The following is a 25,027-nucleotide window of genomic DNA, read 5'->3' as shown; positions in this document are numbered from 1 at the left end:
AAATAACAAAAACTCTTATTCAGAAAAAACAAAAAATTAATGCTGGCATTCTACATGCTGTTATTCGTATTACTTACCATATTTATTCTCCTCGTAAATTCCGGATTATTTTTATTCAGTATCAATGACATCATAATTATTTTTAAATACTTCAGCAGTTGTATAGCTGGGCATACTAGCTTAACGCGGAATCCGTGCAAATTATTAGATATCGCTGCATTCAAGCTGCACCAGAAAAAATTCCCCGGTGCATATTAATCAGGACTACTATCAATATAAACTCAAAATAAGCGTATCATTTACGCGTAGCGCGCATAATATCTCATCACTGAAATGCACCCTCGTAACAACAAGCCCTTTGTAACCAACTGCTACAAAGGGCTTGGATAAGTGTTATCTTTTTATTAAGACTATAATGTTATCTCCTCCACTGGCCATATACCTTTTCAAACAAACGCGCCAGCACGCTTTTGTCTTCTGTAAGGATCTCGGCTACACCTGCCAGCTGCGGCTGTTGCGGGATCTGCTTGCCGGCATTGGTGAGCAGGCCATTATCCAGGGTGACCTCCACGTTGAAGGCACTGTCCAGTGCCACCACCGTACGCGACGACACTTTACCACGCAGCATACCATATTCCTCAAAGGGATATGCCGACAGCTTGATCAGCACTTTCTGGCCGGGCTTTATTTTTCCGGAACGGTCTACCCCTATATCCCCACGCACCACATACTCCTGTGTAGGCGGTGTCACAATCATGACACTCTCTCCTGCCTGCACATACTGGTTCTCTTTCCAGAACTTGAAAAATGACACCTTTCCTGCTACCGGGCTTTTGAGTACGTAGTTCTGTAACCACTGCCCATACTGACCGTTAAAGCGTTTGGCAGCATCACGCACCTTCTGCTGCAGCGTATTCTCTTCAGTCTGCCGCTGCATCGATGTTTCCACGATATTCTTTTCGTATTCAGTCTGCTGCAGGTTATTCTGTATAATATTACTCTTGTTACCCTCCGTGTTCATCTGCTGATCCAGCATCTTCCGGCGCGATTCTTCAAACTCATTCCTGGATATCACCTTATCCTTCAGCAAGGACGAATCTGCCGCAAACCTGTTATGCTGTAACTTCAGCTGTTCCTGCAACAACCGGTCCTTGTTACTCAGTTCCATATTGAGCTGCCTGTAATAGGCCGATTGACGTGAAAGTGCATCAATCTTGGAACCATATACGTTGTGCCCCAGGAAGAAGCGATAGTTAATCACCGCCTGATACAATTCTGTATAATTGGATTGCAGGTCGCCCAATTGCAGACCGGTAGGCATCTGCACGCGCTGGAGCTGCGAGAGGTCCGTCATGGTATCGATACGCTGAGAAACGGTGGCAATCTGCTCCACATCTGCGTAACGTGCAGGATTGGAAAAAATGCATAATACCTGGTTCTGCTTCACCTCTTCATCATTCTTTACAACCAGCTCCTGTATAGGCAAACTGCTGCGGGCCACCAGCTTCACCGGTGGATTGATAAATGAGATCATTACCCGGGCGGGTATTACATCCGGGTATTTAAAGAAATAGGCGCCTGTTAAAATAACCAGCAGCAGGATGCCAATCACAACAATCCCCCTCCTGATAATCCAGGAAGGCATTTTGCCCATGATCTCCTGCACTTCCTCACTGCGCACCTCCTCCAATGAATCAGCTTTGTGCACTCCGTTGGAAGGTGCGGGTGTGTTCAGTAACTCTGGTGCTATATGTTCGTTTGCGGGCATAATCAATTAACTTCCTAGTTCCAACTGGTTCTTCACCAGCTCAAAATAATTTCCTTTCCTGGCTGTAAGCTCTGCATGGGTACCAGTTTCCACGATCATCCCTTTTTCCAGCACTATTATCTGGTCAGCATTCTTCACTGTGCTCAGGCGGTGTGCAATCACCACCACGGTCTTACCTTCGAAGAAACGGTCCAGGTTTTCCATAATCACCTTTTCGTTATTGGCGTCGAGCGCACTGGTAGCTTCATCGAAGAACAGGTAGTGCGGATTCTTGTATACCGCCCTGGCGATCTGCATACGCTGTTTCTGACCTGCACTGATACCATTACCGGAGTTACCGATCTTGGTCTGGTAGCCCATTGGCAGGTCTTCAATAAACTCTCTGATGTTGGCTACATCCGCTGCATGCAACAGTTTCTCCGTATCTACTTTCTCGTCACTGATCGCAATATTCTTCGAAATACTTCCTGAAAAGATATACCCATCCTGCATCACACTGCCGCACTGGGTACGCCACCAACGCGGCGACAATTGCTGCAAGTCCTTATTACCAATCAACACCTTCCCGGCGGTGGGATTGTAGAATTGCAACAGCAACTTCATCAGCGTCGTTTTACCACTGCCACTGGTGCCTACTATAGCCGTTACCTTACCTTCGGGTATAACGAGGTTGATATCTTTCAGTACAAATGGCGACTGTGTGCTGCCATACTGGAAAGACACATCCTGCAATGTAATATCGCCGGTTTTCTTATCCAGTGCAGATAGTACAATCTGCCCATCCACTTCTTCATCTTCACGGTTGTGAATCTCTCCCAACCTGTCAAGGCTGATCCGCGCATCCTGCGCAGCCTGCACAAAGCCCAGCAACTGGTCTAACGGACTGTTCATCTGCCCGATAATATAACTCACGGACAACATCATACCCAGGGTCATGTTACCACTCATTACCTCCCTCGCGCTGATATATGAAATCAGGATATTTTTCAGCTGATTGAAAAACATGGAGCCGGCCTGTTGGTATTGACCCAGTGCCAGTCCTTTCACGCTGATCTTGTACAGCTTTGCCTGCACCTGCTCCCATTCCCAGCGACGGGCGGTTTCACAGTTGTTCAGCTTTATTTCCTGCATGCCGGTGATCAGCTCAAACAATACGTTCTCATTGTCGCTCATGCGCTGAAACCGTTTATAGTCAAGCTCCTTACGGCGGCGCAGGAAGAAATAGATCCAGCCTACCGCTGCTGCGCTGAAACACACAAATACCAGCAATATCTTTACACTGTAAATGGCCAGCACAATGGTAAACACGATCAGGTTCACAAAGGAGAACAATGTAGACAGCGTAGTACCGGTAAGGAAGCTCTGGATACGGCTATGGTCACCGATACGCTGGTGTATGTCTCCGATCATCTTGGTGTCAAAGAACCGGATCGGCAACTTCATCAGCTTGATCAGGAAGTCTGAAATGATGTTGATGTTGATACGGCTATTCATGTGCAGCAATATCCAGCTGCGGATCATTTCTATGGCCGTACTGCCGGCAAACAGCACCAGCTGCGAGATCAGGATTAGATGCACATACCCCAGGTTCTGGTGATTGATCCCAAAGTCCACAAGGCTCTGTGTAAGGAAAGGCGTGATCAGCGACAACAAGCTGGCAATGATTACACTGAGAAACAGTTGCATTACATACTTATTGTACGGCCGCAGATAACTGAACAGAAAACGGAAACCTTTCTTTTCCTGTTGCTCTTCTTTCTGTTGGTAAAATGCATCTGTAGGCTCCAGCATCAGCACCACGCCATCACGGCTTTTGCCTTTCCAGCTGTTGAGGAAGGTTTCTACGTCTACCCGAACCATACCGTGCCCGGGGTCAGCCAGGAGTATCTTGCTGTTTTTCTTATGGCGGTCATAATCCTGCGGCGGCAGCACCACAAAGTGGTTCTGATTCCAGTGCAGAATACAGGGCAGCTGCACATTTTCATCAAGCTGCTCAAAGCTGATCTTCACCGCATGCGTGCGGAAGCCGATCTTTTCTGCCGCTTCGCTGATGCCCAGCAGGCTCACACCCTCGCGTGTGATATACGATTGCTCCCTGAGATATTCCAGTGAGTAGCTCCGGCCGTAGTGCTTCGCTACCATACGTAAGCAGGTAGGTCCGCAGTCCATTGTATCCAGTTGTTTGTAAAAAGGGAATCCCATTATTTTGATAGTTCTACTAGGGCAATCTGTGACAAATAATATTTTTCAAGGAAATGATATAATACCAGCTCATGCTTCCGCTGCTTCGCTACAAAGATCCGGTTTAGAAACATGTGAATATAACTTATTATTATGTCATGGTGCGCTTTTTCACTACCATTTTCCTGTTGCAACAATTCCTTTATTTCTGAGGCAACGGTGGCGATCATAGCAGATCGTTGCTGGTAGATGCCGATTACCTCTTCAATTTCATTCGTTTCATCATCTGTACAGTTCATAAAGGAAGCAATACTCTTCTGATCTTTACGGTACTTGTCGTTCAGTTGCTTGTGCAGTAATTTTGCGCCGCCGAACTCTTCAGTGAAGGATTCCCGCAGGGAAGCCAGCAAAGCCTTCTTATCTTCCAGTGCCAGGCCGAAATCATCCAGTAATATATCCACACCCCGCATGGCCAGTTTCCAGCGATACATCTCTCCTTCCACCCCATCGAGCAGGTTGAGGATACCCAGTACCGCCATGCTGTCAGCATAAAACACAACCTCACTCTTTTCCATCGTGGAAGGCCGGTAGCGTTCTACTTCCCGCTCATAGGTATCGCACTGTATCTTTTTGATCTGGCCCGAAACAATGTACGGATGCAGGTCCTGGTGGATCAGATTCAGGATCGTTTCATTATTCCGGCCGTTAGCGTTAAGGAATCGCAGCCGGATATGCGGTTTGGGATCGGCATACCTGATGAAGAAGAACTGATCAAACAATCCGGCCTCCTCCCATTCAGGCAGCTTCTCCGCAAAATAAGATGCCAGCAACTCTTCACTCATGGCATAGCCACAGTATACTTTTACATACAGCCATTCGCTGCCTGGCGCAAAGGTGCGCATCAGCCCATTCTTTTCTCCGGTGCGTGCCGACGGTACCATCAACAGTCGCGGACTCGCCTGCTTAAATGCAAGGGGAATCAGTAATTCATGCGCATAAGAATTGCCAGCTGTGTCTTTAATAAAGCCGCCGGTTTCACTAAACAGGAATTCCCGCAACACCACCTGGTCCGATTTCTGGGAATAGTCCAACAACACCTGTATACTGGCAGGTTGCGTAAGATCCAGGAACAGCTCATTGTCTGATTCCGCGATAATCACATGCGCCGGCATCTTTCTCTTCTCACGGTATGCGTCAAAATAGCGGATGCGCTCAACAGGATCTTCTTTAATGCCTTCTGCATCTTTCTTGCGGAAGACCCAGGTAGCCCTGCTGATAATCATTTTATTATACTGCACACGGGGAAGATGATCCCGGTTACCCAGTACGCCCCAATCCCAGTACACACCACTTTTGATGGACTGATGTTGCAGGTCGCAAAGGAATTTATAAATAGGCAGACTATTAAAACTGTAATTGTGTGCTGAACTGAGACGCGGGATAATGCGCTTGTTGAGACGCTTACTGCGAAGTATTACTTCCCCCTGCCTTACAGACACCATCAGGTCTGAAACAGGCAGCTGATGATCAGCTGCGGCGCCGGAAACATTCACGTAAGGAATCTCATAATCGCGCAGGGAAGGCCGTATCAATACATTACCGGCCCTCGCCTCCGGATAGTGTACTATCTCAGCCATAATACAACCAGGATAAGAAGTAGACTCATCCACCAGGATGCGTTTTACCTCCTCCGCCAGCTGAGGGTCACCACTGCAGAAGCGGCCCAGCAGATTGGCTGCCGACGGTCCTCCCATCGACTGCAAACCAAAAAGGTAGTTGCCATTCTCCGCTTCTTCCGCTGATGAAGCCACGATGTTACCAAACAGATAGCTGCTCTCTGCAAACTTCACAGTAGCAGCATCCCCGATTTTCTTCAGATCTTCATCAGTAACAGACACCACTTCGGCGCCCTCACGGAGAAATTGTTCGTACTTGTCCAGTGCCAGCTGATTCACTGGCGACCAGTTCACCGTATTCGCGGCGGCAGGTCCTCCCCCGGCTATCACATCTTCCACAAACGGAGCGTGGAAAGCATTTTCAGCAGCAGCACCGTAACCAATACCTGTCTCACTATCCAACGCAATATTAAGCGGTACCTCCTGCGATTCATATTGTTCTGAGAAGCGCGAAATAAAATTGCTTAACTCAGAATTGGATGACGTATAAGCGTGACAAAGAGCCAGCAGGTTGTTCGCCTGCATCAGGATATCATTGACCAGCTTTTCACTCAGGGTACACTTCTCTGCTTTCTTGAAAAGATCTACCTGCAACAGATCCTTAGGCAGTTCCAGTGGGAATGCTGCTGTACACCGGTTGTGAATATCAACAAGGCGGTTCATTTCAAAATCCTGCTGCTGGAAAAGGTTGGTCAGGGCTATCAACTCCTCCCTGAGCGCCTTGGCTTCATCTATAGTAGAGAGACGGTCTATCAGGAAAGAAAGACTGTCGTCCCCGATGATGCGAGGCTCCGTTTCCGGAATCAGTATCTGCGAAGCGATCAGCTCATCGATAAAAGCAGCGGCTTCTTCTTCCATGATGGTATTATCTTCTTCAATGATCAGCTGCACCAGTTGGGCAACGGTAAGCCCGTTACATTCACTGACGATCTTCTGAATGAAAACAGAATCCACGATAGAAGTAAGCAGGTACTTACGCCTGTTGTTGACGATGGTATATTCTGCATAACGGTATTTATCACCCACTTTATACAGACTGTTATTAATGGAATAGGTAAGCGATGCACTCACCTCAGGCACCTGGCGGATATAGTTACTTACTTTGGTATAGTAATCCATATCCAGGCGGATATGCTGATGGGCATTGGCCATGTCGCCGGCTACAATGTCAGTGTTCTCCTCTATCCTGCCGAGGGTACATCCGGCAAATAAGCCGTAGGGCGTGCTCCTGGTACAGGCGCGCACCCAGTATTTATATAAAGACTTACGTAGTTTCTCTGTTTTCTTGTCATTGAATCCCGAAGGATCGTTGATGTAACGTTCCAGTTCCTTCACCAGCTCGCGCGAAGCAATGTAAAGCGCATAGGAAAACAACGGGTTCTGTGCAATCAGCTCCCGAAGCCCTTCCCGGGCCACTTCTCTGTATTTCCCGATCGGATAAAGCGGAGTTCTCAGCAGAAAAAAACCAGTATGAGATAGTGCCATGTGACTGTGATTAATGATGATCTTTTTAGTGATGCCGGACTGTGATTAATAATGATTTTTCTACTGTGATTAATGATGATTTTTCTGATGATCCTGATGAACGAAGATTTTTGTAAAGATTAATGTTTGATAAAAATGACGATAATGATTTTATTGTTGGAATATATTAAGATATTAGAAAATTGCAGCAATAAAATTACCATCTTCTATTATCATTATCCGACTAAATCCTCATCAATATGCATCAAAAATTAACCTTCACAAAAACCTTCGTTCATCAGGATCATCAGAAAAATCATCATTAATCACAGTAGAAAAATCATCATAATCACAGTCCAGTCAGGTTAGAAGTAGAAATTCATCCCAGGGCAGAGGTTCATTCTGATCGTGGGAAATCAGCGACAAGCCTACGCCGCTGCTGCCGTCCAGGAGATCCCAACAGTACTCCCATTGTTTATCCTTTCCTTGCCAGGCCCTGATTCCATTAACGGAGGGGTCTTCAGGGAACGTAATCTTTCCAAGGGTATTTTGATGCCAGTGCTCAGCACACTGATAAAAAGCCTTATCATTGGTTTCATGCCAGAATTTGCGGTAGAAAGCCGCTATACCGGCAGTACCGTGGCACAAACAGGTGTCTACGATACCGGCAGCTTCATCAGTATCACGCCTGATATTATAATGCATGATGCTCAGGGCTTCATCCATCCATTTATTTTCACGGAAGTATTTGCCGCAGTGCCAGAGGGCCATCGCTACATTGAGGTCGCCGTAACACCAGGAAAGACGGCTGGAAGATGCCATCCCGTCCAGAATGCCCGGAAATAGGGCCTGCTGGGAATCGGGCGGCAACACATTTTTATGATTGAGTACAAATGCTATGCTTTCTTCAATGAGTTTTTTGCACGTTTCCTGCGCTATACCAGCTTTATGTATGCGTAACAGCAATATCTGCAGGGAGCACACTCCGTGTGCAAGGCTGAAGGCATCTACGCCTTCCCGTGTGGGCTTGTCCAGCATAAAGAATATAGGCATGCTGCGCCCTTTATCTGTAAGCCTGCTGACGTTCATCAGGCCATCCACAAACTTCTCAAGGATCTCTTTCACTTCTTTCCTGTCTGCAAATTCAACGAGGAAAGTACATATACCGCCGGCGCCATGCAGGAAATCAAAGTTTTGCTGCGCGAGGTAGAATTCACATTCCAGGACAGAGGCGGCAATAAAATCTGCTGCCAGGTAGTCTATATCAATGTCAATAAAGTCGTGCCGGCTGAGGTGATGCAGGAGCCAGAATGGGCCTGTATTCCCCGTGCAATAGGAATAATTGGTGCCGGGAGTAGGGTCAAATGCTTCATAGAGTTGCTCAAGATAGCCAACTGCATGGTTTTGCGTGTCATCTACATACTGTTCATAATAAAACATATAAAACAGCGGCCCCCAGGGACCTTTAAACAAACTGTTTACGTTGGCAGTATCATATTTTTTCTGCGCCAGTAATTTTATCATGTCCTGATAAATGGCGGTCTGTATCTCTCTGAGTTTCATGAACAGGTATTGATTTATAACGCCGGAAATCCTCCCGGAAATACAATTATTCCCGGGAAGTAAAAGGTAATAATTTATGAACTTATAGGCAAATCAGCGGACAGGTATTTTCACGCGACCTGACACAACAGGTAGTAAGCCTGGTGACTTCCCCTCCGATAATATGTTGCTGTTGTTCCAGATTGAGCCCAGCGACAGGCATTTTGCTCAAGAGTAATTTCTTTGTAAGTGCGACTTTAGTCTTTCTCATAAATCAGGGTATTTGGGTTATAAATAAAGTTATCCGGGATAGGTTTATGCAGATAGTGGATAACGATATTAATCTACGTTAAATTCATCAAACGCAGACCCGACCGGGTATTGGATTGGATTCGCAGGTCACCTCAGGGTCCCAGGTGGGGCAACCTTGAAAGCTATCACTACAGAATTCCAGGGTAATCACCTGGCCGCCAGCCAGTGCGGCCTGCTGACCTTTGTTCAGATCAGCAATCCTTGACTTGATAAGCACCAGCTTTTTGCCAATTGATACTTTCTTTTTCATAATCGTTGTTTGTTTTAATGATCAAATAATTACAGGAACTTATCTGCACACACGGCCGGGAAGCGCTCTGGTTTCACAACCAGACTGAGGATCCCAGGTAGGGCAGGCAAGATTGTACGTAGGGCCGCATAAACGAACAGTGAGCACGATACCACCATTGGCTTGCGCCTGCTGGTCTTTGCTGAGATCTGCTACTCTTGTTTTTCCGAGAAACAGCTTTTTGCCAAGCGATACTTTCTTTTTCATAACTATCAATATTTAAACGTGAGAAAAAACAACAGGTGCAGTACCGCGTAATACAGGAGCTTCTCCTTCGTTACGGCGAAGGAAAAGCACTTCAAACTGTTAAAGACAAAGAATAAACTGATTGGTTTCTGTAAGACACCCTGCATTAGGCCTCCACGTATGGCAGGTCCAGGTAGCGCCACCAGCGATTGCTTGTTGCTGACTAGTGCTCAGGTTGGCGACAGTTGTTTTGCCAACGATCAGTTTCTTGTTGAGGGACACTTTCTTTTTCATAACAATGTAGTATTACGGGTAAAAAATCCAGGGTAGTATCGCTGCTGAATGATCGCATCAGCAGCAAGGGTGCCCGGGGCCTCCGGCAGTGCAGCCTGTGGGACGGCGGGTATCTGCGGTCCCACATATCACATTTGTGGTGGCCCCGCCTTTCAGTAGTTCCTGCCTTGACGCTTCCAACGCTGCAATAGCAGTCTTGTTGAGGATCAGTTTCTGGTTGAGTGCGACTTTTTTCTTTTTCATGATATATTGGTTTTGGGTTCGCGGGATACAGGCATTAGAATCAATTATACGCAACATATTTCGTCCGGATCAGACAAAGGGCCTTTCAGTATCAAAACCGGGAAAATTGGAATTACTGGCACTTAAACTCATCGGATTTTCGGTACTATCGGGTTTACGGGTTAAGGATATACTGAAGATAAGAAACACCTTTTTCAATACAAAATGTTTTTATCTTACTATCGTATAGCGCAGGATATTCATCATGAACACCTTCGGGCAAAGCCCGGATAAAAGACCGGAAAGAATTACCCGGTAATGTTGGACCTGTTAACAATGCCTTTGCATGATCCTGAAATGCACGGGTATTGCCTCCATGTGTATATTTTCATAAAGCACGATCCCCTGATTGCTCAGGCATTACCGGGTAAATTGGTCATAATGAAACTATCTGCATAAACCAATATAATGAAGTTAACCTGTTTCATCTGAACAGGTAATACCTGGAAACCGGCATTTTTAACGGCTGATCCCCTTTGACTTATAGCAATAAAAATGAGCAGTAAAATGCCCGAACTGTGATTTATGTGGTTTGGTTGATTATTCTGACAGGCAAAGATTAAGTAAGAAAAGATAATAAATATTCCTCTTCGCTCATCAGAATAATCAACTAAATCACATAAATCACAGTTCAGACATTTTACGCGCTCATCATCAAAAAAAATAAACGGTCAATCCGGACACTTTACACATTGCGTAGGACCAACGTAAGTTTCACAGGTATCAAATCTGGTAGGACAAAACTGCGTAGCAGCCCCGCCTGCAATGCGGGATTGCTCACGACTATTCAATTCCGCTATAGTAGCTTTCTGCAGGAATAATTTTTTGGGAAGGCTTATTCTCCTTTTCATAATAATTGTTTTATGGATTAACTGCTATAGTGCAGATTTTAGTTTGCTCAACGCATAGAAATATCCCGTTAGGGCAGGTCCGTTCCAAAACAGTTGCACATAATTTCAAGGTGTGGCAACGGTCTGGGTACACCCTCGACAGATCACAGGGACCACAACCACTATTGACCAACACTTCTGTTTTCCCGCCTGCAATCCTGTACTGAACATCATCAGTAAGCGATGCCACGGTCTCTTTTTGCAGGAATAGCTTCTTGCTTAATGAAAGCTTCTTCTTTTTCATAACATTTTATTTTCAGGGTGATAGTACTCAATAGTATCAGTTATAACATTCTCTGCCGGTAAAAGGAAGATCGCAGCACGGATAACAACGTGCAGGGCTGGCCATAGTAGGCGATGTATGAAATGGTGCACTCACCGCAACAGGACCTTCCACAATATCTGTCTGCTTATGATAATTCATCCCAGCAACCGGTTCTTTTTGCAGAACAAGCTTTTTGTTCAGGGTGGTTTTCTTTGTTTTCATACCATTATATTTTACAGGTTGTAAATAAGGATTTCACATAGTATCTACCGGAGATGGGAAACAGCGTCATATTATCAGAACTTCCTGCAATTGCATGGCAGTCCTGCAGATTCGCCACAGCACCAGGCTCCTTTGATAATTCCATTTCTTTATCCCGTGGAGAATGAGGCGGTTTTCTTGTCATAAAATGATGATTACGGGCCAGCAGATCAAGTACTTGATAACATTTTGTTGTAACAAACTAAAGGTAAAAGATGGCGCTGCATTTCCTCCTGAAAGTTCAGGAATGGTAACCTTTTTTTCACGAATGGCCCCCGTTCTTTTCACGTGCAGACAGTATACCGGGAATCAGGATTATTGTCTATATTGCTTATATTGATGGCGTACAATACACGGGGCAAGTATAAATTCCAATGAAAATCACATGAGCAACTTAACCCGGCATTTATCCTGACAGAGATAATCACCTGTACATTTAAATCCCAAACCATGTTTAGCCCGACGCATGAAATAGCTGAAAAGAATATCAACATTATTATTGTTGACGATGAGAGAGAAGCATGCAGCAATCTCAGTCACCTGCTGCTCACCTATGTAGATACCCGCATCTGCATAAAAGGCACTGCCTGCAATACAACAGAAGCCGAAGCCATGATCAGGGCCTATCAGCCGGATGCTGTTTTTCTCGACATCGAAATGCCGGGAGAAGATGCCTTCCATTTCCTGGATCGCCTGAAACCACTTCATTTTGAGATCATTTTCGTAAGTGCCTATGATGAATACGCCGTGAAGGCCTTCCGCCTCAATGCGATAGACTATATCCTCAAACCTATCGACATCCACGAGCTGTGTAACGCTGTAAAGAAACTGGAAGAGAAACGGCACTTCCGCAGAATAGCCAGTGAATGGCCACCACAGGCGCCCAACAAGGTGAAGCCCAACCAGATCACTTTGCGTAATCATATGCAGATAGAAATCGTGGACTTCAAAGACCTCCTCTACATCGAAGCCAACGGCAATTATTCCCGCGTATTCTTTCAGAGCGGCAACACCGCCCGTAGCATCATGATGAGCCATTCCATCGCCGAATATGAAGAACTGCTGCCCGATACACTCTTCTACCGGATACATAAATCATACCTCGTCAATTGCAGATACATCCGGAAAATACTGAAGGAGGAAAACCCCGTAATACTACTCGACAACAAATACCGGCTACCAGTTGGACGACGGCGTTATAAAGACCTGCTCTTTTATCTGAAAAACAACAACTTCCCGGATGTATAAATACTGCTATATCATCCTCACTATCTGTATACTGTCCGCCGCGCCCCTTTCCTCCTCCGCGCAGGAGATTCCCTATGTGCACTATACCACAGAAAACGGATTACCCTCAGATATTGTCTACTGCGTACTTAAAGACAGTAAAGGATTTCTGTGGTTTGGCACCGACAAAGGCCTGGTGATGTATAACGGTATCCGCTTTGAAACCTTCACCACTTTCAATGGTGCGCCCGACAACGAGATTTTCTACATACTGGAAGATGACCAGCAGCGCCTCTGGCTCCAGACTTTCAACGGCGTGCTTTGCTACTACAAAAATGGCAGGTTTCATACGCCAGCAAATACGCCATTTCTCAGAAAGAAAATACCCGCTTCTTCCACCGGAATGTACTTCCGGGAGAAAGACAGCTCCGTCACCGTCCTTCATACCCATCTCAAACAATTCATCAGCATAAAAAACGATACCTGCAACATATATCCGGTTCCTTCGCTCAACACATCCCCGGATGAATATCCCTACTCCATCAGGAAGCTCTCCCCCGCTACCTATCAGCTCCGCACCAATCAGGGCTTTATCACCATAGACACAACAGGGCGTATACTGGAACGAACACCCCCTTCGGCCACCGGCTGGCAGAAATACCTCATCAACAACCAGCAGGAATACATTGCACTGCAAGACCGGATCATTACTCCACAAGGACATACGGTGTTTACCTTCAGCGACGGATATACCGGCAACAACTCTATTACACACTGCTATGTCTCCGACGGCAATGTGTTTATCACCACCACCGACAAAGGCCTGCTTATCAACCAGCGTCCCTTCCTCCTTACCAATGGCAAGTTCAGCGGCATTACACAGGACATCAACGGCAATTACTGGCTCACTACACTCAATGAAGGCATCTATTGCATCGGGAAGGACATCATCCGCAGCGGTGCCTGGAAAGCCCCCTACAAAGGGAACGTAAAGTTTGCTTTCACTGACAACGGTGAGCTGTTCTACGCAGACAACAACAATAATATCTATCGCCTCAGTAACGGACAAACCAGCTGTATCTTCTCTTACAGTAACTACCGAAAGAAGAACATGATATCACACGAGGAACCCGGCGCTATCTTTACCGATGGCGCCTACCACAGCCTCTACGGCAAAGATCATATCACGCTGCACAATATACACAATGCCCATCCCCGGGTGTTGGCAAAGACCCTGCAGCCAGGCGCCACGCCAGATGTTATCTATGAAGGTGTAGGCATCAAAGGCATGGCTGCAACTCCTGGCTACCTCTATGCACTCCAGGCAGGCAACCGTATTTTCCGTATCAGCAGGAAGCATATTGAAAAAGGGCGCACCACACAGATAGGAACGGTACCCATCGTAAGCAAAACACGGCGGATATTCAGCATGGCAAAAGACAGGTACAACCATATCTGGTATAATACCAATGACAGCGTGTACTGGTTTGATGATTCGTTACATCAAAGTACGATACCTCCACTCAATAATATCTCCTTTAAAAGATTCTACATCTTCGGTGATCATCTTGCCGGTATTACCCACAGCAATCAGCTCATCGTGTGCAGTGATATCTACGGCCATATGAAAGTAGATACGCTTCCGGAGCAAAATTGCATCTGGAACAGGATGTACCGGATCGATGACCAGCACATACTTCTCAGCAGCAACAACCAGTACCGCATACTTACCCTCAACGGAAAACATGCATCCCTCCATACTGTAGAAAATCCATTTATTCCGGGACAAGTGTCCTGCATCTGCGCAGATTCAACAACCTGCTACTTCTTCAGTGATGGCACCATCACTGCGATGCCGGTTAATATGCTGCTGAAGCACAAGTCTGAACAACGGATCCTTTTCACACATGTAAAAACAGGCAGGCAGCTGTATAACATCAATACAGACAGTCTGACTATTCCATACAAAGACGCCGGTAATATCACCGTCAGCTTTTCAGCGCTGGCTTTTGGCAACGCTTCTGTCCAGTATGAATACAGCGTTTCAGGCGGAACCAACTGGCAGGCGGTGAACAGTACGGAGATCAATCTCGTAAATCCCGGTTACGGCGAGCACGTCATCAGCGTAAGAAGCCGCAACGCCGCCGGCAATTACAGCACACCGGCTACCCTCCTGCTCAACATCACCCGGCCCTACTGGGCAACACCCTGGTTCCTGCTGTTAGCCGCGCTTATTTTCGTAACTATGTTAACGCTGGCATTCCGCCTCACCATGAAATACATCGTCCGCAAACGCGAGCTGGCGCATGCTGCAAAGATCAGATTCCTCAAATCAGAATATAAAGCACTCAATGCTTTAATGAATCCGCATTTCATTTTCAACAGTCTCAATAACATACAGGGGCTGATCAACAGCAACGATAAACGCCCTGCCAACGAGTACCTCCACATCTTCTCAGATCTTATCCGGCAGAACATGCATAACATCAGTAAAGAACTGATCCCGCTGTCGAAAGAGATCAACCTGCTGCGTAATTACCTGCGCCTGGAAAAACTGCGGTTCAAGGATATGCTGAACTATGCCGTGGATGTGGATGAAGAAGTAGACACAGATGTCATCTTTGTCCCGCCACTACTGATACAGCCGCTGGTAGAAAATGCCATCAGGCATGGACTGCTCCCCAGACAATCGGAAGACAGCCTCGTCAGGATAAGCATATACGAAAAAGGTGAAATGCTCTGTATTGAAGTGGAAGACAACGGCATCGGCATCAGCAATGCCCGCAAGAACATGACGGCACAACATCAGTCGTTTGCCCTGGAGAACATCAGACAGCGCATTATACAGCTACGCCAGATGTACGGTATGCCCATATCACTCGAGATCAGTGATATAACCGGCAGCAATGGCCAATCCCGGGGAACAGTAGCGGTAGTTATGATCGGTTCCCCATCATGATCTGTACTACCCCGCATCAAGCCCACCTATACTCCGCATTTCCTTCGATATTATGATACTATACATTTGACGTAACTAAACTATCACCCGGCATCACCCCAATATCAAGCCCATTTGCCTGCAGGCCCACAAAATGAAATGTCCGGGGTAATTGCCCCGGACATTTCGTCTATATCAACAATTAAATACAATTATCTGCCAAACGTAGCCTGAATATGATGCTTTTCAGCATAAACCTTACCCAGTTCCATCAGCTTTGCATACTGACCTTCCAGCTTTACACTATATTCCTCGATGCTCTTCAGCACAGCCAGCTTCTGCTCTTCTGGTCCTTTGGTATCACAAAGCTTTGCATACTCAGCATATTCCTTTTTGTAAACAGGAATAGCACCTTCAAACAATGCGATGGAAGTGGCTTTCAGTTCTTTGGCATCGTCATTATCGGGTAATGCCTGTATATCTTTCAGCGCTTTCTCCAACACTTGTACTTTCATCTTCACCTGCTCCTGTGCTTCGTTGCCTCTTTTCTGACTGTTGGGTACGTTGGTATATGCAACAGTGTAGCTCTCCAGCATCTTTGCATAGTTCTCGCCGAAATCAGCGAGCAGATTAGTGTTCAATACGGCTCTGTCGAATACATTTTCAGGAGTAGCAGTATTACATGAAACCAGTCCTGTAGCCAGAAACAGGCCAGCGCCCAGTACCAGGGGCAACAAACGATTTTTCCTCAAATAAGTCATGTCGGGTTAAATTTTAAAGAGCGCAAGATAGCACTTTTCAAAAGATATTTCCCCGGTCACGCCCCCACTATTACTTCCATTGCTTTTCCAGTTGCGCAAAATCAATATAATAAATATCGCCAAGACCATTGCCAGCCTTATTTATACGCGTTTCCAGCTGACGAAGGCTTTCGCGTTGCGGTAATGTCCCTTTGATCCGGTTGCGCGTACTGCCGAAGAAGAAATACCTCCCGTCTCTTGTCACCTTGGGCGACCATTCAGTAGCCGCAGAATTGAACGGCGTAGGTAGCTTCCGGGCTTTGGTCCAGCTACCGCTGCGGCGGACGCTCACATACAGATCTCCATTGATAAGGCCACGCGGAATCGTAGCCATAAATACCAGGTAGCCTTCATCCGGTGCAATGAATGGCTCGTATTCATTATCTGCCGTATTGATGGAATCGCCAAGGTTCTCAGGCGTAGTAAAGCGGCCATTCACCTGCCGGCTGCAATAGATGTCAGATGCACCCCTACCTCCTTTTCTGCCTGATCCGAAGTACAGGTTTCCGTTATCGGCAACAGTAGGATAAAATTCATTTTCACTACTGTTAATAATTGTATCCAGGTGAACAGGCGATCCCCACCCCCCTGCAGTGCGCTCCGTCTTCCAGATATCCCAGTCTGCCCGGGCGCTGTCACCTTCATGTACGGGCCTGTCAGATACAAAATAAAGCGTATTCCCATCTTTCGTTAAAAAAGGATCTACATCCACATACTGGCCGGAAAACGGCATGAGTTCAGGGATAGACCAATTACCCCCTCTGTGGTAGGATACACAGATAGCACAGCTGTTCATATCCGGCGAGCATTTCAGGAAATACACGGTATCACCTGAAGGAGAAAAAGCCGGATGTGTTTCATAATCGCCGGTACTGATGATACCTTCTGCGAAAAGAGCCGGGCTATCTGTACGGTGTTCATTGGCGGAAAGAGAGGTTGCATGCTGTTCCGGACGTACACATGCAACCATTAAGAGCATGGCGGCCGTAAAATGTCTTTTCATATTATCTTACCTGGGTGATTTGTGCCTGAACACAGCGCCAACGGCCGTTTTCCTTAACGTAGGTGTCTGTGTATACTGTTTTGTCGCTTATGATATTATCATTGTCTCTCCTTGTGTGCATCGCGTTACAGGTGATAAGCGCCATGTTACCAAAAATCCTGATCACTTCGTTGGTATACTCAAAGGATTTGTCCTGCTCCTGATCCCAGCCATGTGCCCAGGCTTTCAGGTACTCCTCTCTTCCGATACGTTTGCCGGAAGGAGAAATATACACAAAATCAGGATGTATCAGCTGATCATGGGAGGGCACATCATTCGTCATATAATCACGGACGAAGCGGGCATTGAGGGCAGACAACTGTCCTCTATCGCTATCGGCCCTCACGCGGTTTTCTCGCGGCGGCTGCATCATGAGTTGCGGGAGATTACTCAACAACAACAGCAGTAGTATTGCTTTCATAGAAATTACTTTTTGATCAAGGCACAAGGTAGTTGCTCCGTCAAAAAGTGAACTTAGAAATCTTGCTATTTTTTCCGGGTGATATGTTTATAGCGGGTAGGCGGAACTTTAAAGCGTTTGGCAAAAGCTGCAGAGAAATAGTCCGTGTTCCGGAAGCCGGATGCATAACAGATATCAGCCACCGGCATCACGGTGTGCTTCACCAGCATCTCGGCATGTTTCAGTCGTACCTCCTGCAGGTATTTATGGGGGGGTTGTCCCATGATACTTTTGAAAATACGACTGAGATAAAAGGGACTAACATAACAATGCTTCGATAATTGCGCCAGTGAAATATCATCCTGAAAATGCTCATTCATAAACAGGCGCGCTTGTTCTGTTACATACACATGCTCTTTCCGCTGATCAGTTACATGACTATAGAGCAGCTCATCACCGAGGCCCTCAACTACCTGTTTCAGCAACTCCAGTACAATCGCATCTGTTTCCATCTTGTTGGAGAGATGCATGCGTTGCCAGAGGCGGTAATGCAGGTAATCAATCCCCGCTGATGAAGGCAGTGATTGTGCAAGTTTGTTTGCGGCAGAGAAGAATGATATTCTCCGGAGATGATATTCTTCCGCAAATGAAGCATAGAATTCGTCGGTAAAGTTAAAGACAGAACATTGCCCGGCTGCGGGTTTTAATACATATTCATAATCCGGTTTGTCTATAACAAGATGACCGGAATGCAGCTCGTATGATTTACCACTGAGGTCATATCGCAGGTAGCCACTTCGGACAAGGAGGAAACAGAGACAGTCATTGTATCCCTTTCCGGTAATGCCGGCGCTGTTATCGAACGTCCAGTCTTTCACCTGATAGAAATCACCCTGGCAGGTATACTGGTTGATGATGCCTGATGGTGGTACACTGGTATTATGGTGGAGTTTGTGGCCCATGAATGGTAATTACAGCGTACAATAAATATAAGCAGTAATTCCTGTCGTCTCAAAAAAAATCATCCGACCTCAGATAGCGACTGTTCGTACGTTGCAGCCTGCTGTCTGCAGATGTCAGCCATAATATTTATGTAAAACAGTTGAATATTTTTTATATTGAAGAAAGTTTATACCCAAAAAAACCGCGTAATATGAAAAAGAAAACCTCACAGAAACTGCATTTAAACAAAATCAGAATTGCTGCTTTACAGCCAGCACAGAGTAAAAATGTTAACGGCGGCATACCTACCACCGGCGCACAAAGTGTTACATGCCCCTGGAATGAAGCCTGTGTCAGCGGCATCATCGCCTGCGAATCAGTAAGAATCTGCCAGGCGTAGGTTCTTTCTCGCAAAGTAACAAAGGAGCAAAGTCCGCAAAGTTTTTTTTAAGTTAGCTAAGAACTGTTTGGTGCCCCGTAAATATTGTTGGGTACTCTAAACAGTCTTATTAAACTTAAAAAAAACTTTGCGGACTTTGCTCCTTTGTTACTTTGCGAGAAAGAATCAACAAGGATCAGAGATGCAGGGACCTGTCGCCTGGCTGATACATGGACATACCGATATAGGATTTGTATTACATGCTGCCTCTATGGTTTTCAGTCCGCCCTTCACGCCATCCTGCATGCGCGTATGGAGACCAGCGATACTGATCTTACCGAGGCTCAACTTTTTCTCAGTTTTCTTTTTCATGGATTACAGTTTTAGGATTATGGAAATATTTGCAGAGGTTACGTGGAATAACAGTATCACTGTACTTAAAAATAAGCAGAAGTATGGATGCAGTTACTCACGTAAAAAAGGGATTTTTCAGTACAAACAAATATAACACATAGATGTTATCGCCTCTTAATTTCTTTTCCTATATATTTGAAGAATAAGCAAGTAGAACTTAATACGCTGTTACTGTATGTAGAAGTGTTTACCCGGAAAGTATACCTATATTGATCCTGACCCTGTCCGGTAAACCCAATGAATGATATTGTACTGTTACTTGTAATTGTCAACCAAAAAGTAAAATGAATCTAAATCCAAAATCCTGATGCTTATGGTAAAAAAGCTGCTTAAACTTTGCTCATTTCACAGTTTTTAATTTCAGTATAATGATGTTTGCTGTTACCCGGATGTAGATATACATCTGAATAGGTTTCATTTGCCTGAACGCGTGGACCCACAAACAGGAAAACACAGAGAAGTAGTCCTAACCTGCTCCCTGTAGTAATTTCCGTATTCCAACAATGATCAGGGACAGTATACCACGAAGTGAACAGATCCTGTACCAGTAGCAGTCATCTGAAAATATAATCACTTGTACCAACAGTAATCATACTGAACGGGGTTTTATTGCCCTGCAGACTTCCTTTTCCATCACAAAAATCCTTCACATAAATAAAACGCCGATGAAAAAAGTTTTATCACTCTTGTTTTCGGTCCTGTTATTTACCGCTCTGTCCGCCCAGACGCGTACTGTAAATGGCAGGGTTACCGATGCCAAAGACGGATCTCCCCTGCCGGGTGTATCCGTAAATGTAAAAGGCAGTAATACCGGCACCATTACTGCCGCAGATGGTACCTTCCGGATACAGGTACCAGAGCATGCAACTATCAGTTTCTCTTTTGTAGGCTATGAACAGCAGGATGCAAAACCTGTCTCCAATGCAAGATTAAACATCGCCCTGCGCGCAGATCTCAAAGGCCTGCAGGAAGTAGTGGTAACCGGTGTGGGCACGGCCACGGATAAACGAAGAGTGGCTATTGCCGTAGATGCCCTTGCCGCTAAAGATCTGCCCAAAGTGCCTTCTGCATCTATCGATCAGGCACTGGTAGGTAAGATCGCCGGCGCGCAGATCACGTCTCTGTCCGGCCAGCCAGGACAACAGGCTGGTATCCTGTTACGCGGTATCAACACACTTAGCACCACGCAACCAATGATTGTTGTGGATGGCGTACAGATAAACGCTGGTAACAATAACAACGGTTCCGCCGGTAACCTCTCCTCACGCTTGTCCGACCTCGACCTCAGCAACGTGGAAAGAATTGAAGTAGTACAGGGCTCCGCTGCTGCCACACTTTACGGCGCACAGGGCGCCAACGGCGTTATACAGATCTTCACCCGTAAAGGTGCCAAAAACAGCAAGCCCAAAGTCGTTATCAGCAGCAGGGCTAATGTGGACAATGCTATACTTGGAAAGATCGGCAAAGCCCGGAACCACTTCTACAATACCGACAGCGAAGGCTACATAGTTGACGGACAAGGCAGACGCCTCAAACAGGATGAGCGTGGTGGCTGGGCGCAACCAGGCATTCCCACCATTACCGGTGAACTCCTCAACAATAAACCCTACAAAGAAAAAACATTTGACCACCTGGACCAGACACTAAGAAGCAATGTGCTGACCACTAACAACAACATCAATATCTCCGGCGGAGGCCCCAGCTCTGATTACCTTCTCTCCGTTTCCAATCTGAATCAACAAAGTATTATCACCGGCAACTATAACAGAACCAATCTCACGGTGAATGCCGGAACAGAACTGTTTAAGAACTTTACGGTGCGTAACATCACACAGGTAATATACTCCAATAACAAAACCGGTGGCATTACGGGCCGCAATAACGTATACGGCGGTCTTGGCTCATCCCTCCTCTCCCGTCAGTTCTGGGATCTTGAATATAAAGATGCAGACGGCAACTACGTAGCAAACCCTGAAGGGTCTAATTCCGTAAATCCACTGTACACCGATCAGTACAGGGAGTATTCTGCCAAAACTACCCGCGTTGTAGAAAACATCAACCTCAACTATAAGTTCCCGAAATTCGTGGAAGTGGATTATAAATTCGGTATCGACAACTACCGGTATGATTTCACCGACTTCATTAAATATCAGCTGGCCGTGAAAACAACCGGCCCTGGTATTGATCCCAGAGGTGGCCGACTTACCTTCGACAGGGATAATGAAACCTTCACCAACTCATTGTTGTCTGTATTTGTAAAAACAGATTTCAAAAAAGACTTCGGCTGGAATGTGCCGGTCAATACATCCACACAGTTTGCATACGACTGGCGTAAGCGGGTGTACCAGAATGTATTGTCGCAGGGTACCGGCTTTGCTTCTTTTCCTCCATATAGCCTCGCTACTGCTAATTCCCGCACTTCCAACCAGGATGAAACACATTTCATCACCTATGGTTATCTCATTAACCAGCGCATTGACTACGGTGAACTGTTTGGCATATCCGGTGGTGTACGCGTGGATTATTCCTCTGCTTTCGGCGCCGGCTCTAAGCCATTCGTATTTCCGCGCGGGGATGCTTACTTCAGACTGGGCGAGCTGTTGAAGATACCCGCACTCCACGAATTCAAACTGAGAGGTGCATACGGCGAAGCCGGTATTCAACCCAGGGCCTATGACCGCATGATCACGCTCAACTCTGGTCTCATTGGTGATAACTCCTATCTTTCCGTGAAGTCTATCTCTATGAATCCTGATCTCGAAGTAGAGCAGTCCAAAGAAACGGAGATAGGTACAGATATTGGTCTGCATCTTTCCCAGGCTTCCTGGTTCCAGCACATCAGCTTCAGTGCCACTTACTGGAAACGTAACAGCAACGCCGTTATCCGTGAGCTGGAAGTAGCGCCTACCACCGGCGCTGCCAGCATCATGAATAATGCCATCTCCATAAAAGGCGAAGGCTTCCAGTTCTCTCTCGATGCAGACATGTACACCAGTAAAAACCTCGATTGGAGATTTGGTATCCGCTTTGGTAAACAGAAGTCAGTAATCAGCAATATCTCGAACCACAAGGACGTTGTAATCGGAACCGGCGGCAGCGGCCAGTTCGTATTGAAAGAAAATGAAACAGTCGGCGCTTTCTTTGGCAAAAAGGCATTGTCCCGTATTGACCAGGTTGGCCCTAACGGTAAGCTCTATATTCCGGAGGCAGACAAAGATAAATACACAATCGTGAATGGCATGGTTGTCAATAAAACAACCAAAGCCGTACAATTTACCACAGACCAGGTAGCCCTCGGTGATCCTACTCCTAAGTTTAATATGAGCTTCATTAATAACTTCACCCTCTACCGCAACCTGAGCCTCAGCTTTCAGATCGACTGGGTATACGGTCATGATATTTATAACCAGACCAAACAATGGATGTACAGAGATCTGATCCACAAAGACCTGGATCAGCCCATCACCATAGATGGCAAAACAGGCGCCTTCGTCGGATACTACAATTCCCTGTACAATACCAATACAACAAATAGCTACTTCGTGGAAAAGGGTTCGTATGCCCGTTTGCGTGATGTCACCGTCTCTTATGATTTCGCAAGACTGATGCATTCCCGTCTCTTCAGTCAGTTGTTATTGTCGCTCTCCGGCCGCAATCTCGCTACTATCAGTAACTACAGCAGCATGGATCCGGAATCTGCCGCCAACCTGAACGACCCGATCAGAAGAGGTCTCGATCTGAACAACTTCCCCAACGTTAAATCTGTGCAACTGGGCTTAACAGTGGGTTTCTAAGTGCGGCTTACATCATTAAAACTGAACATCATGAAAAGAACATTCTATATATTCCTTTCCATCATTTTCCTGTCGGCCATCAATGCCTGTCAGAAATCAAGTCTTGACTTGTCAAACCCGAATGAACCAGGTCTCGCAGCACTGAAAACAGAGGAAGGTATCAAACGTGCAGGACTTGGTATCTATGATAAATTCGGTAGCCGTTACTGGTGGTATACCCTCAACTATCATGATATTATGGGTGATACCTACTTTTCATCTGTAGGGAATTTTTCATTCAGATGGACCAACCAGGTAAGCGCTATTAAACTAAGCAATGGTACCACACTGACACCGCCGCAGGGTGGTTCACAGATTACGGAACTGCGCAACAGGAACGACCGCTCCTTTACCACGGAAAATGTATTTTATAACGAATGGCTGGCCATGTACCTGGTTAACAACCAGGCCAACCTGATCCTGCTCTCTCTTGAAGACAAAGCACTTCAGTTCAGCGGTAATGCAGATGCTAGGAAAAACACCCTCAAGGCCTGGGCCTACTGGTGGAAAGGCTTTACTTATTCCAGGCTGGGTTCTATATATATCGGCGGTATCATCACCAACGAGTTTGGCAAAAGCAACAATACCTTCGTTACCCGCCAGCAGCTGATTGAAGAAGCCAATAAAAACTTCGATGCAGCAGTGACAGCGCTTAAAGCCATCAATACAAATGCTACCGCAGATTATCGCGATGTGATCAATGCGGTACTTCCCTCATTTGCCAATGATGGTGGCAAAGGCAGCCCCATTACGCCTGATCACTGGATCAGGCATATCAACACCTACAAAGCCCGTAACATATTGGTGAATAAAACGGTCGGGGAAATGACCAATGCCGACTGGACCGCTATACAAACCCTGACAGCGGATGGTATCCGGCCAACAGACCGCAGCTTCATCATGCGCTCAGCAGAACAGAATGACCTTGTAGGACAAATTTCATGGCAGCCTTACCGCTCTATGATACAATGGACGTTTATCAGCGAAAGATTAATTCAGGACTTTAAGGCAGGCGACAAAAGAAAAGACAGGAACTTCAAGCTGGCAGCCAAACCCATTGTAAACAACCAGGGACGCGGCTTCCAGTACAGCACCCGTTGGGAGTTTATCCCGGTGGAAAGCGGCGGGGACTATTCATCCACCGTTATCGGTGCGGCTTCTATTACAGTAGCATGCAGCTATGAAGAGAATACGCTGATGCAGGCGGAAGCGGCCATCAAACTGGGACAAGTGGAAGACGGCCTGAAACTGATCGATGCCGTAAGAACCTTCCAGCGTGCCGGATTGCCCGCTGTGGCTGGCGCCGGACTTACAGCCGCACAGGCCTATGATGAACTGCGCATTGAAAGAAGGATAGCCCTGATCAACAAAAATGTTTCCTTCTATGATGCACGCAGATGGGGTGTTGTAAAACCACTGGCTAACGGCGGTGGCCGTAAAGGCGCCGTAGTGCTGGGCCCTAATGGCGTATTGGATACCAATGCCACCATCGATTACAACTACCTCAGCTATTGGGATGTGCCGCTGAATGAAATTGATTTCAATCCTCCAGGCTCCGGCTCCGCCCCGGTAACTGGCAACTGATCCCTTGTTCCCTTTAAATAAACATGTCAGCCCCGTTGTTATGGAGGTATATTCCCAT

Annotated in this window: 22 protein-coding genes; 5 read left to right on the top strand and 17 right to left on the bottom strand. The window is 46.3% G+C overall.

Features of this window, described 5'->3' with window-relative positions:
* Positions 1 to 418: 418 nt before the first annotated feature.
* The 12 genes from VM802_RS01685 to VM802_RS01635 all read right to left on the bottom strand — a co-directional run bounded on the left by VM802_RS01685 (position 419) and on the right by VM802_RS01635 (position 11,371).
* On the bottom strand, positions 419 to 1,768 hold the full coding sequence (locus tag VM802_RS01685; RefSeq protein WP_325527294.1) for an HlyD family secretion protein: 1,350 nt from the start codon (positions 1,766 to 1,768) through the stop codon (positions 419 to 421).
* 6 nt (positions 1,769 to 1,774) lie between these two features.
* Positions 1,775 to 3,970 carry a peptidase domain-containing ABC transporter gene (locus VM802_RS01680; protein WP_325527292.1) on the bottom strand — a complete coding sequence of 732 codons (2,196 nt, stop codon included), beginning with the start codon at positions 3,968 to 3,970 and terminating at the stop codon, positions 1,775 to 1,777.
* A complete protein-coding gene (locus VM802_RS01675) occupies positions 3,970 to 7,110 on the bottom strand; it encodes a lantibiotic dehydratase (RefSeq protein WP_325527290.1) in 3,141 nt (1,046 codons plus the stop codon). The genes VM802_RS01680 and VM802_RS01675 overlap by 1 nt, the downstream gene beginning before the upstream one ends.
* 339 nt (positions 7,111 to 7,449) lie before the next feature.
* Positions 7,450 to 8,652: a lanthionine synthetase LanC family protein gene (locus VM802_RS01670; RefSeq protein WP_325527288.1), complete on the bottom strand. Its 1,203-nt coding sequence runs from the start codon at positions 8,650 to 8,652 to the stop codon at positions 7,450 to 7,452.
* Between the two features lie 82 nt (positions 8,653 to 8,734).
* The gene (locus VM802_RS32285; RefSeq protein WP_414647025.1) at positions 8,735 to 8,902 is read right to left on the bottom strand and encodes a class I lanthipeptide; all 168 of its coding nucleotides are present in this window, start codon (positions 8,900 to 8,902) and stop codon (positions 8,735 to 8,737) included.
* 87 nt (positions 8,903 to 8,989) lie between these two features.
* The gene (locus VM802_RS01665; protein ID WP_325527286.1) at positions 8,990 to 9,193 is read right to left on the bottom strand and encodes a class I lanthipeptide; all 204 of its coding nucleotides are present in this window, start codon (positions 9,191 to 9,193) and stop codon (positions 8,990 to 8,992) included.
* Between the two features lie 39 nt (positions 9,194 to 9,232).
* On the bottom strand, positions 9,233 to 9,439 hold the full coding sequence (locus VM802_RS01660) for a class I lanthipeptide (protein ID WP_325527284.1): 207 nt from the start codon (positions 9,437 to 9,439) through the stop codon (positions 9,233 to 9,235).
* Between the two features lie 99 nt (positions 9,440 to 9,538).
* Positions 9,539 to 9,712 carry a class I lanthipeptide gene (locus VM802_RS01655; protein WP_325527282.1) on the bottom strand — a complete coding sequence of 58 codons (174 nt, stop codon included), beginning with the start codon at positions 9,710 to 9,712 and terminating at the stop codon, positions 9,539 to 9,541.
* A gap of 57 nt (positions 9,713 to 9,769) precedes the next feature.
* Complete coding sequence (locus VM802_RS01650; protein WP_325527280.1) at positions 9,770 to 9,955, bottom strand: class I lanthipeptide; 186 nt, start codon at positions 9,953 to 9,955, stop codon at positions 9,770 to 9,772.
* A 710-nt stretch (positions 9,956 to 10,665) separates the two neighbouring features.
* Positions 10,666 to 10,845 carry a class I lanthipeptide gene (locus tag VM802_RS01645; protein WP_325527278.1) on the bottom strand — a complete coding sequence of 60 codons (180 nt, stop codon included), beginning with the start codon at positions 10,843 to 10,845 and terminating at the stop codon, positions 10,666 to 10,668.
* A 10-nt stretch (positions 10,846 to 10,855) separates the two neighbouring features.
* Positions 10,856 to 11,128, bottom strand: a complete 273-nt coding sequence (locus tag VM802_RS01640) for a class I lanthipeptide (protein WP_325527276.1) — start codon at positions 11,126 to 11,128, stop codon at positions 10,856 to 10,858.
* A gap of 36 nt (positions 11,129 to 11,164) precedes the next feature.
* Positions 11,165 to 11,371, bottom strand: coding sequence for a class I lanthipeptide (locus VM802_RS01635; RefSeq protein WP_325527274.1), 207 nt, complete (start codon positions 11,369 to 11,371; stop codon positions 11,165 to 11,167).
* A 489-nt stretch (positions 11,372 to 11,860) separates the two neighbouring features.
* On the opposite strand from VM802_RS01635, the gene VM802_RS01630 reads away from it, so the two are divergent.
* Positions 11,861 to 12,658 carry a LytR/AlgR family response regulator transcription factor gene (locus VM802_RS01630; RefSeq protein WP_325527272.1) on the top strand — a complete coding sequence of 266 codons (798 nt, stop codon included), beginning with the start codon at positions 11,861 to 11,863 and terminating at the stop codon, positions 12,656 to 12,658.
* Positions 12,651 to 15,596: a sensor histidine kinase gene (locus tag VM802_RS01625; RefSeq protein WP_325527270.1), complete on the top strand. Its 2,946-nt coding sequence runs from the start codon at positions 12,651 to 12,653 to the stop codon at positions 15,594 to 15,596. The genes VM802_RS01630 and VM802_RS01625 overlap by 8 nt, the downstream gene beginning before the upstream one ends.
* A gap of 191 nt (positions 15,597 to 15,787) precedes the next feature.
* Here the strand turns inward: VM802_RS01625 and VM802_RS01620 are convergent, their stop codons facing one another.
* From VM802_RS01620 to VM802_RS01605, 4 genes are all read right to left on the bottom strand, one after another.
* On the bottom strand, positions 15,788 to 16,336 hold the full coding sequence (locus VM802_RS01620; RefSeq protein ID WP_325527267.1) for a hypothetical protein: 549 nt from the start codon (positions 16,334 to 16,336) through the stop codon (positions 15,788 to 15,790).
* 70 nt (positions 16,337 to 16,406) lie between these two features.
* Positions 16,407 to 17,378 carry a TolB family protein gene (locus VM802_RS01615; protein ID WP_325527265.1) on the bottom strand — a complete coding sequence of 324 codons (972 nt, stop codon included), beginning with the start codon at positions 17,376 to 17,378 and terminating at the stop codon, positions 16,407 to 16,409.
* 1 nt (position 17,379) lies between these two features.
* Complete coding sequence (locus tag VM802_RS01610) at positions 17,380 to 17,838, bottom strand: nuclear transport factor 2 family protein (RefSeq protein WP_325527263.1); 459 nt, start codon at positions 17,836 to 17,838, stop codon at positions 17,380 to 17,382.
* A 65-nt stretch (positions 17,839 to 17,903) separates the two neighbouring features.
* Positions 17,904 to 18,779, bottom strand: coding sequence for a helix-turn-helix transcriptional regulator (locus VM802_RS01605; RefSeq protein ID WP_325527261.1), 876 nt, complete (start codon positions 18,777 to 18,779; stop codon positions 17,904 to 17,906).
* A gap of 191 nt (positions 18,780 to 18,970) precedes the next feature.
* On the opposite strand from VM802_RS01605, the gene VM802_RS01600 reads away from it, so the two are divergent.
* The gene (locus VM802_RS01600; protein WP_325527260.1) at positions 18,971 to 19,159 is read left to right on the top strand and encodes a class I lanthipeptide; all 189 of its coding nucleotides are present in this window, start codon (positions 18,971 to 18,973) and stop codon (positions 19,157 to 19,159) included.
* Positions 19,160 to 19,324: 165 nt separating this feature from the next.
* Here the strand turns inward: VM802_RS01600 and VM802_RS01595 are convergent, their stop codons facing one another.
* Positions 19,325 to 19,510, bottom strand: a complete 186-nt coding sequence (locus VM802_RS01595; RefSeq protein WP_325527257.1) for a class I lanthipeptide — start codon at positions 19,508 to 19,510, stop codon at positions 19,325 to 19,327.
* Between the two features lie 707 nt (positions 19,511 to 20,217).
* Between VM802_RS01595 and VM802_RS01590 the strand changes: the two genes are divergently transcribed.
* Together VM802_RS01590 and VM802_RS01585 are read left to right on the top strand one after the other, a co-directional pair.
* Positions 20,218 to 23,346: a SusC/RagA family TonB-linked outer membrane protein gene (locus VM802_RS01590; RefSeq protein ID WP_325527255.1), complete on the top strand. Its 3,129-nt coding sequence runs from the start codon at positions 20,218 to 20,220 to the stop codon at positions 23,344 to 23,346.
* Between the two features lie 30 nt (positions 23,347 to 23,376).
* Positions 23,377 to 24,969 (top strand): RagB/SusD family nutrient uptake outer membrane protein, encoded by a 1,593-nt coding sequence (locus VM802_RS01585; protein ID WP_325527253.1) that lies wholly within the window; start codon positions 23,377 to 23,379, stop codon positions 24,967 to 24,969.
* Positions 24,970 to 25,027: the final 58 nt, after the last annotated feature.

Source organism: Chitinophaga sp. (assembly GCF_035538455.1).
In the GTDB taxonomy this organism is placed as follows: Bacteria; Bacteroidota; Bacteroidia; order Chitinophagales; family Chitinophagaceae; genus Chitinophaga.
Note: the sequence above shows the minus strand (reverse complement) of the source record. Positions and strands in the feature narration are given on the sequence as shown.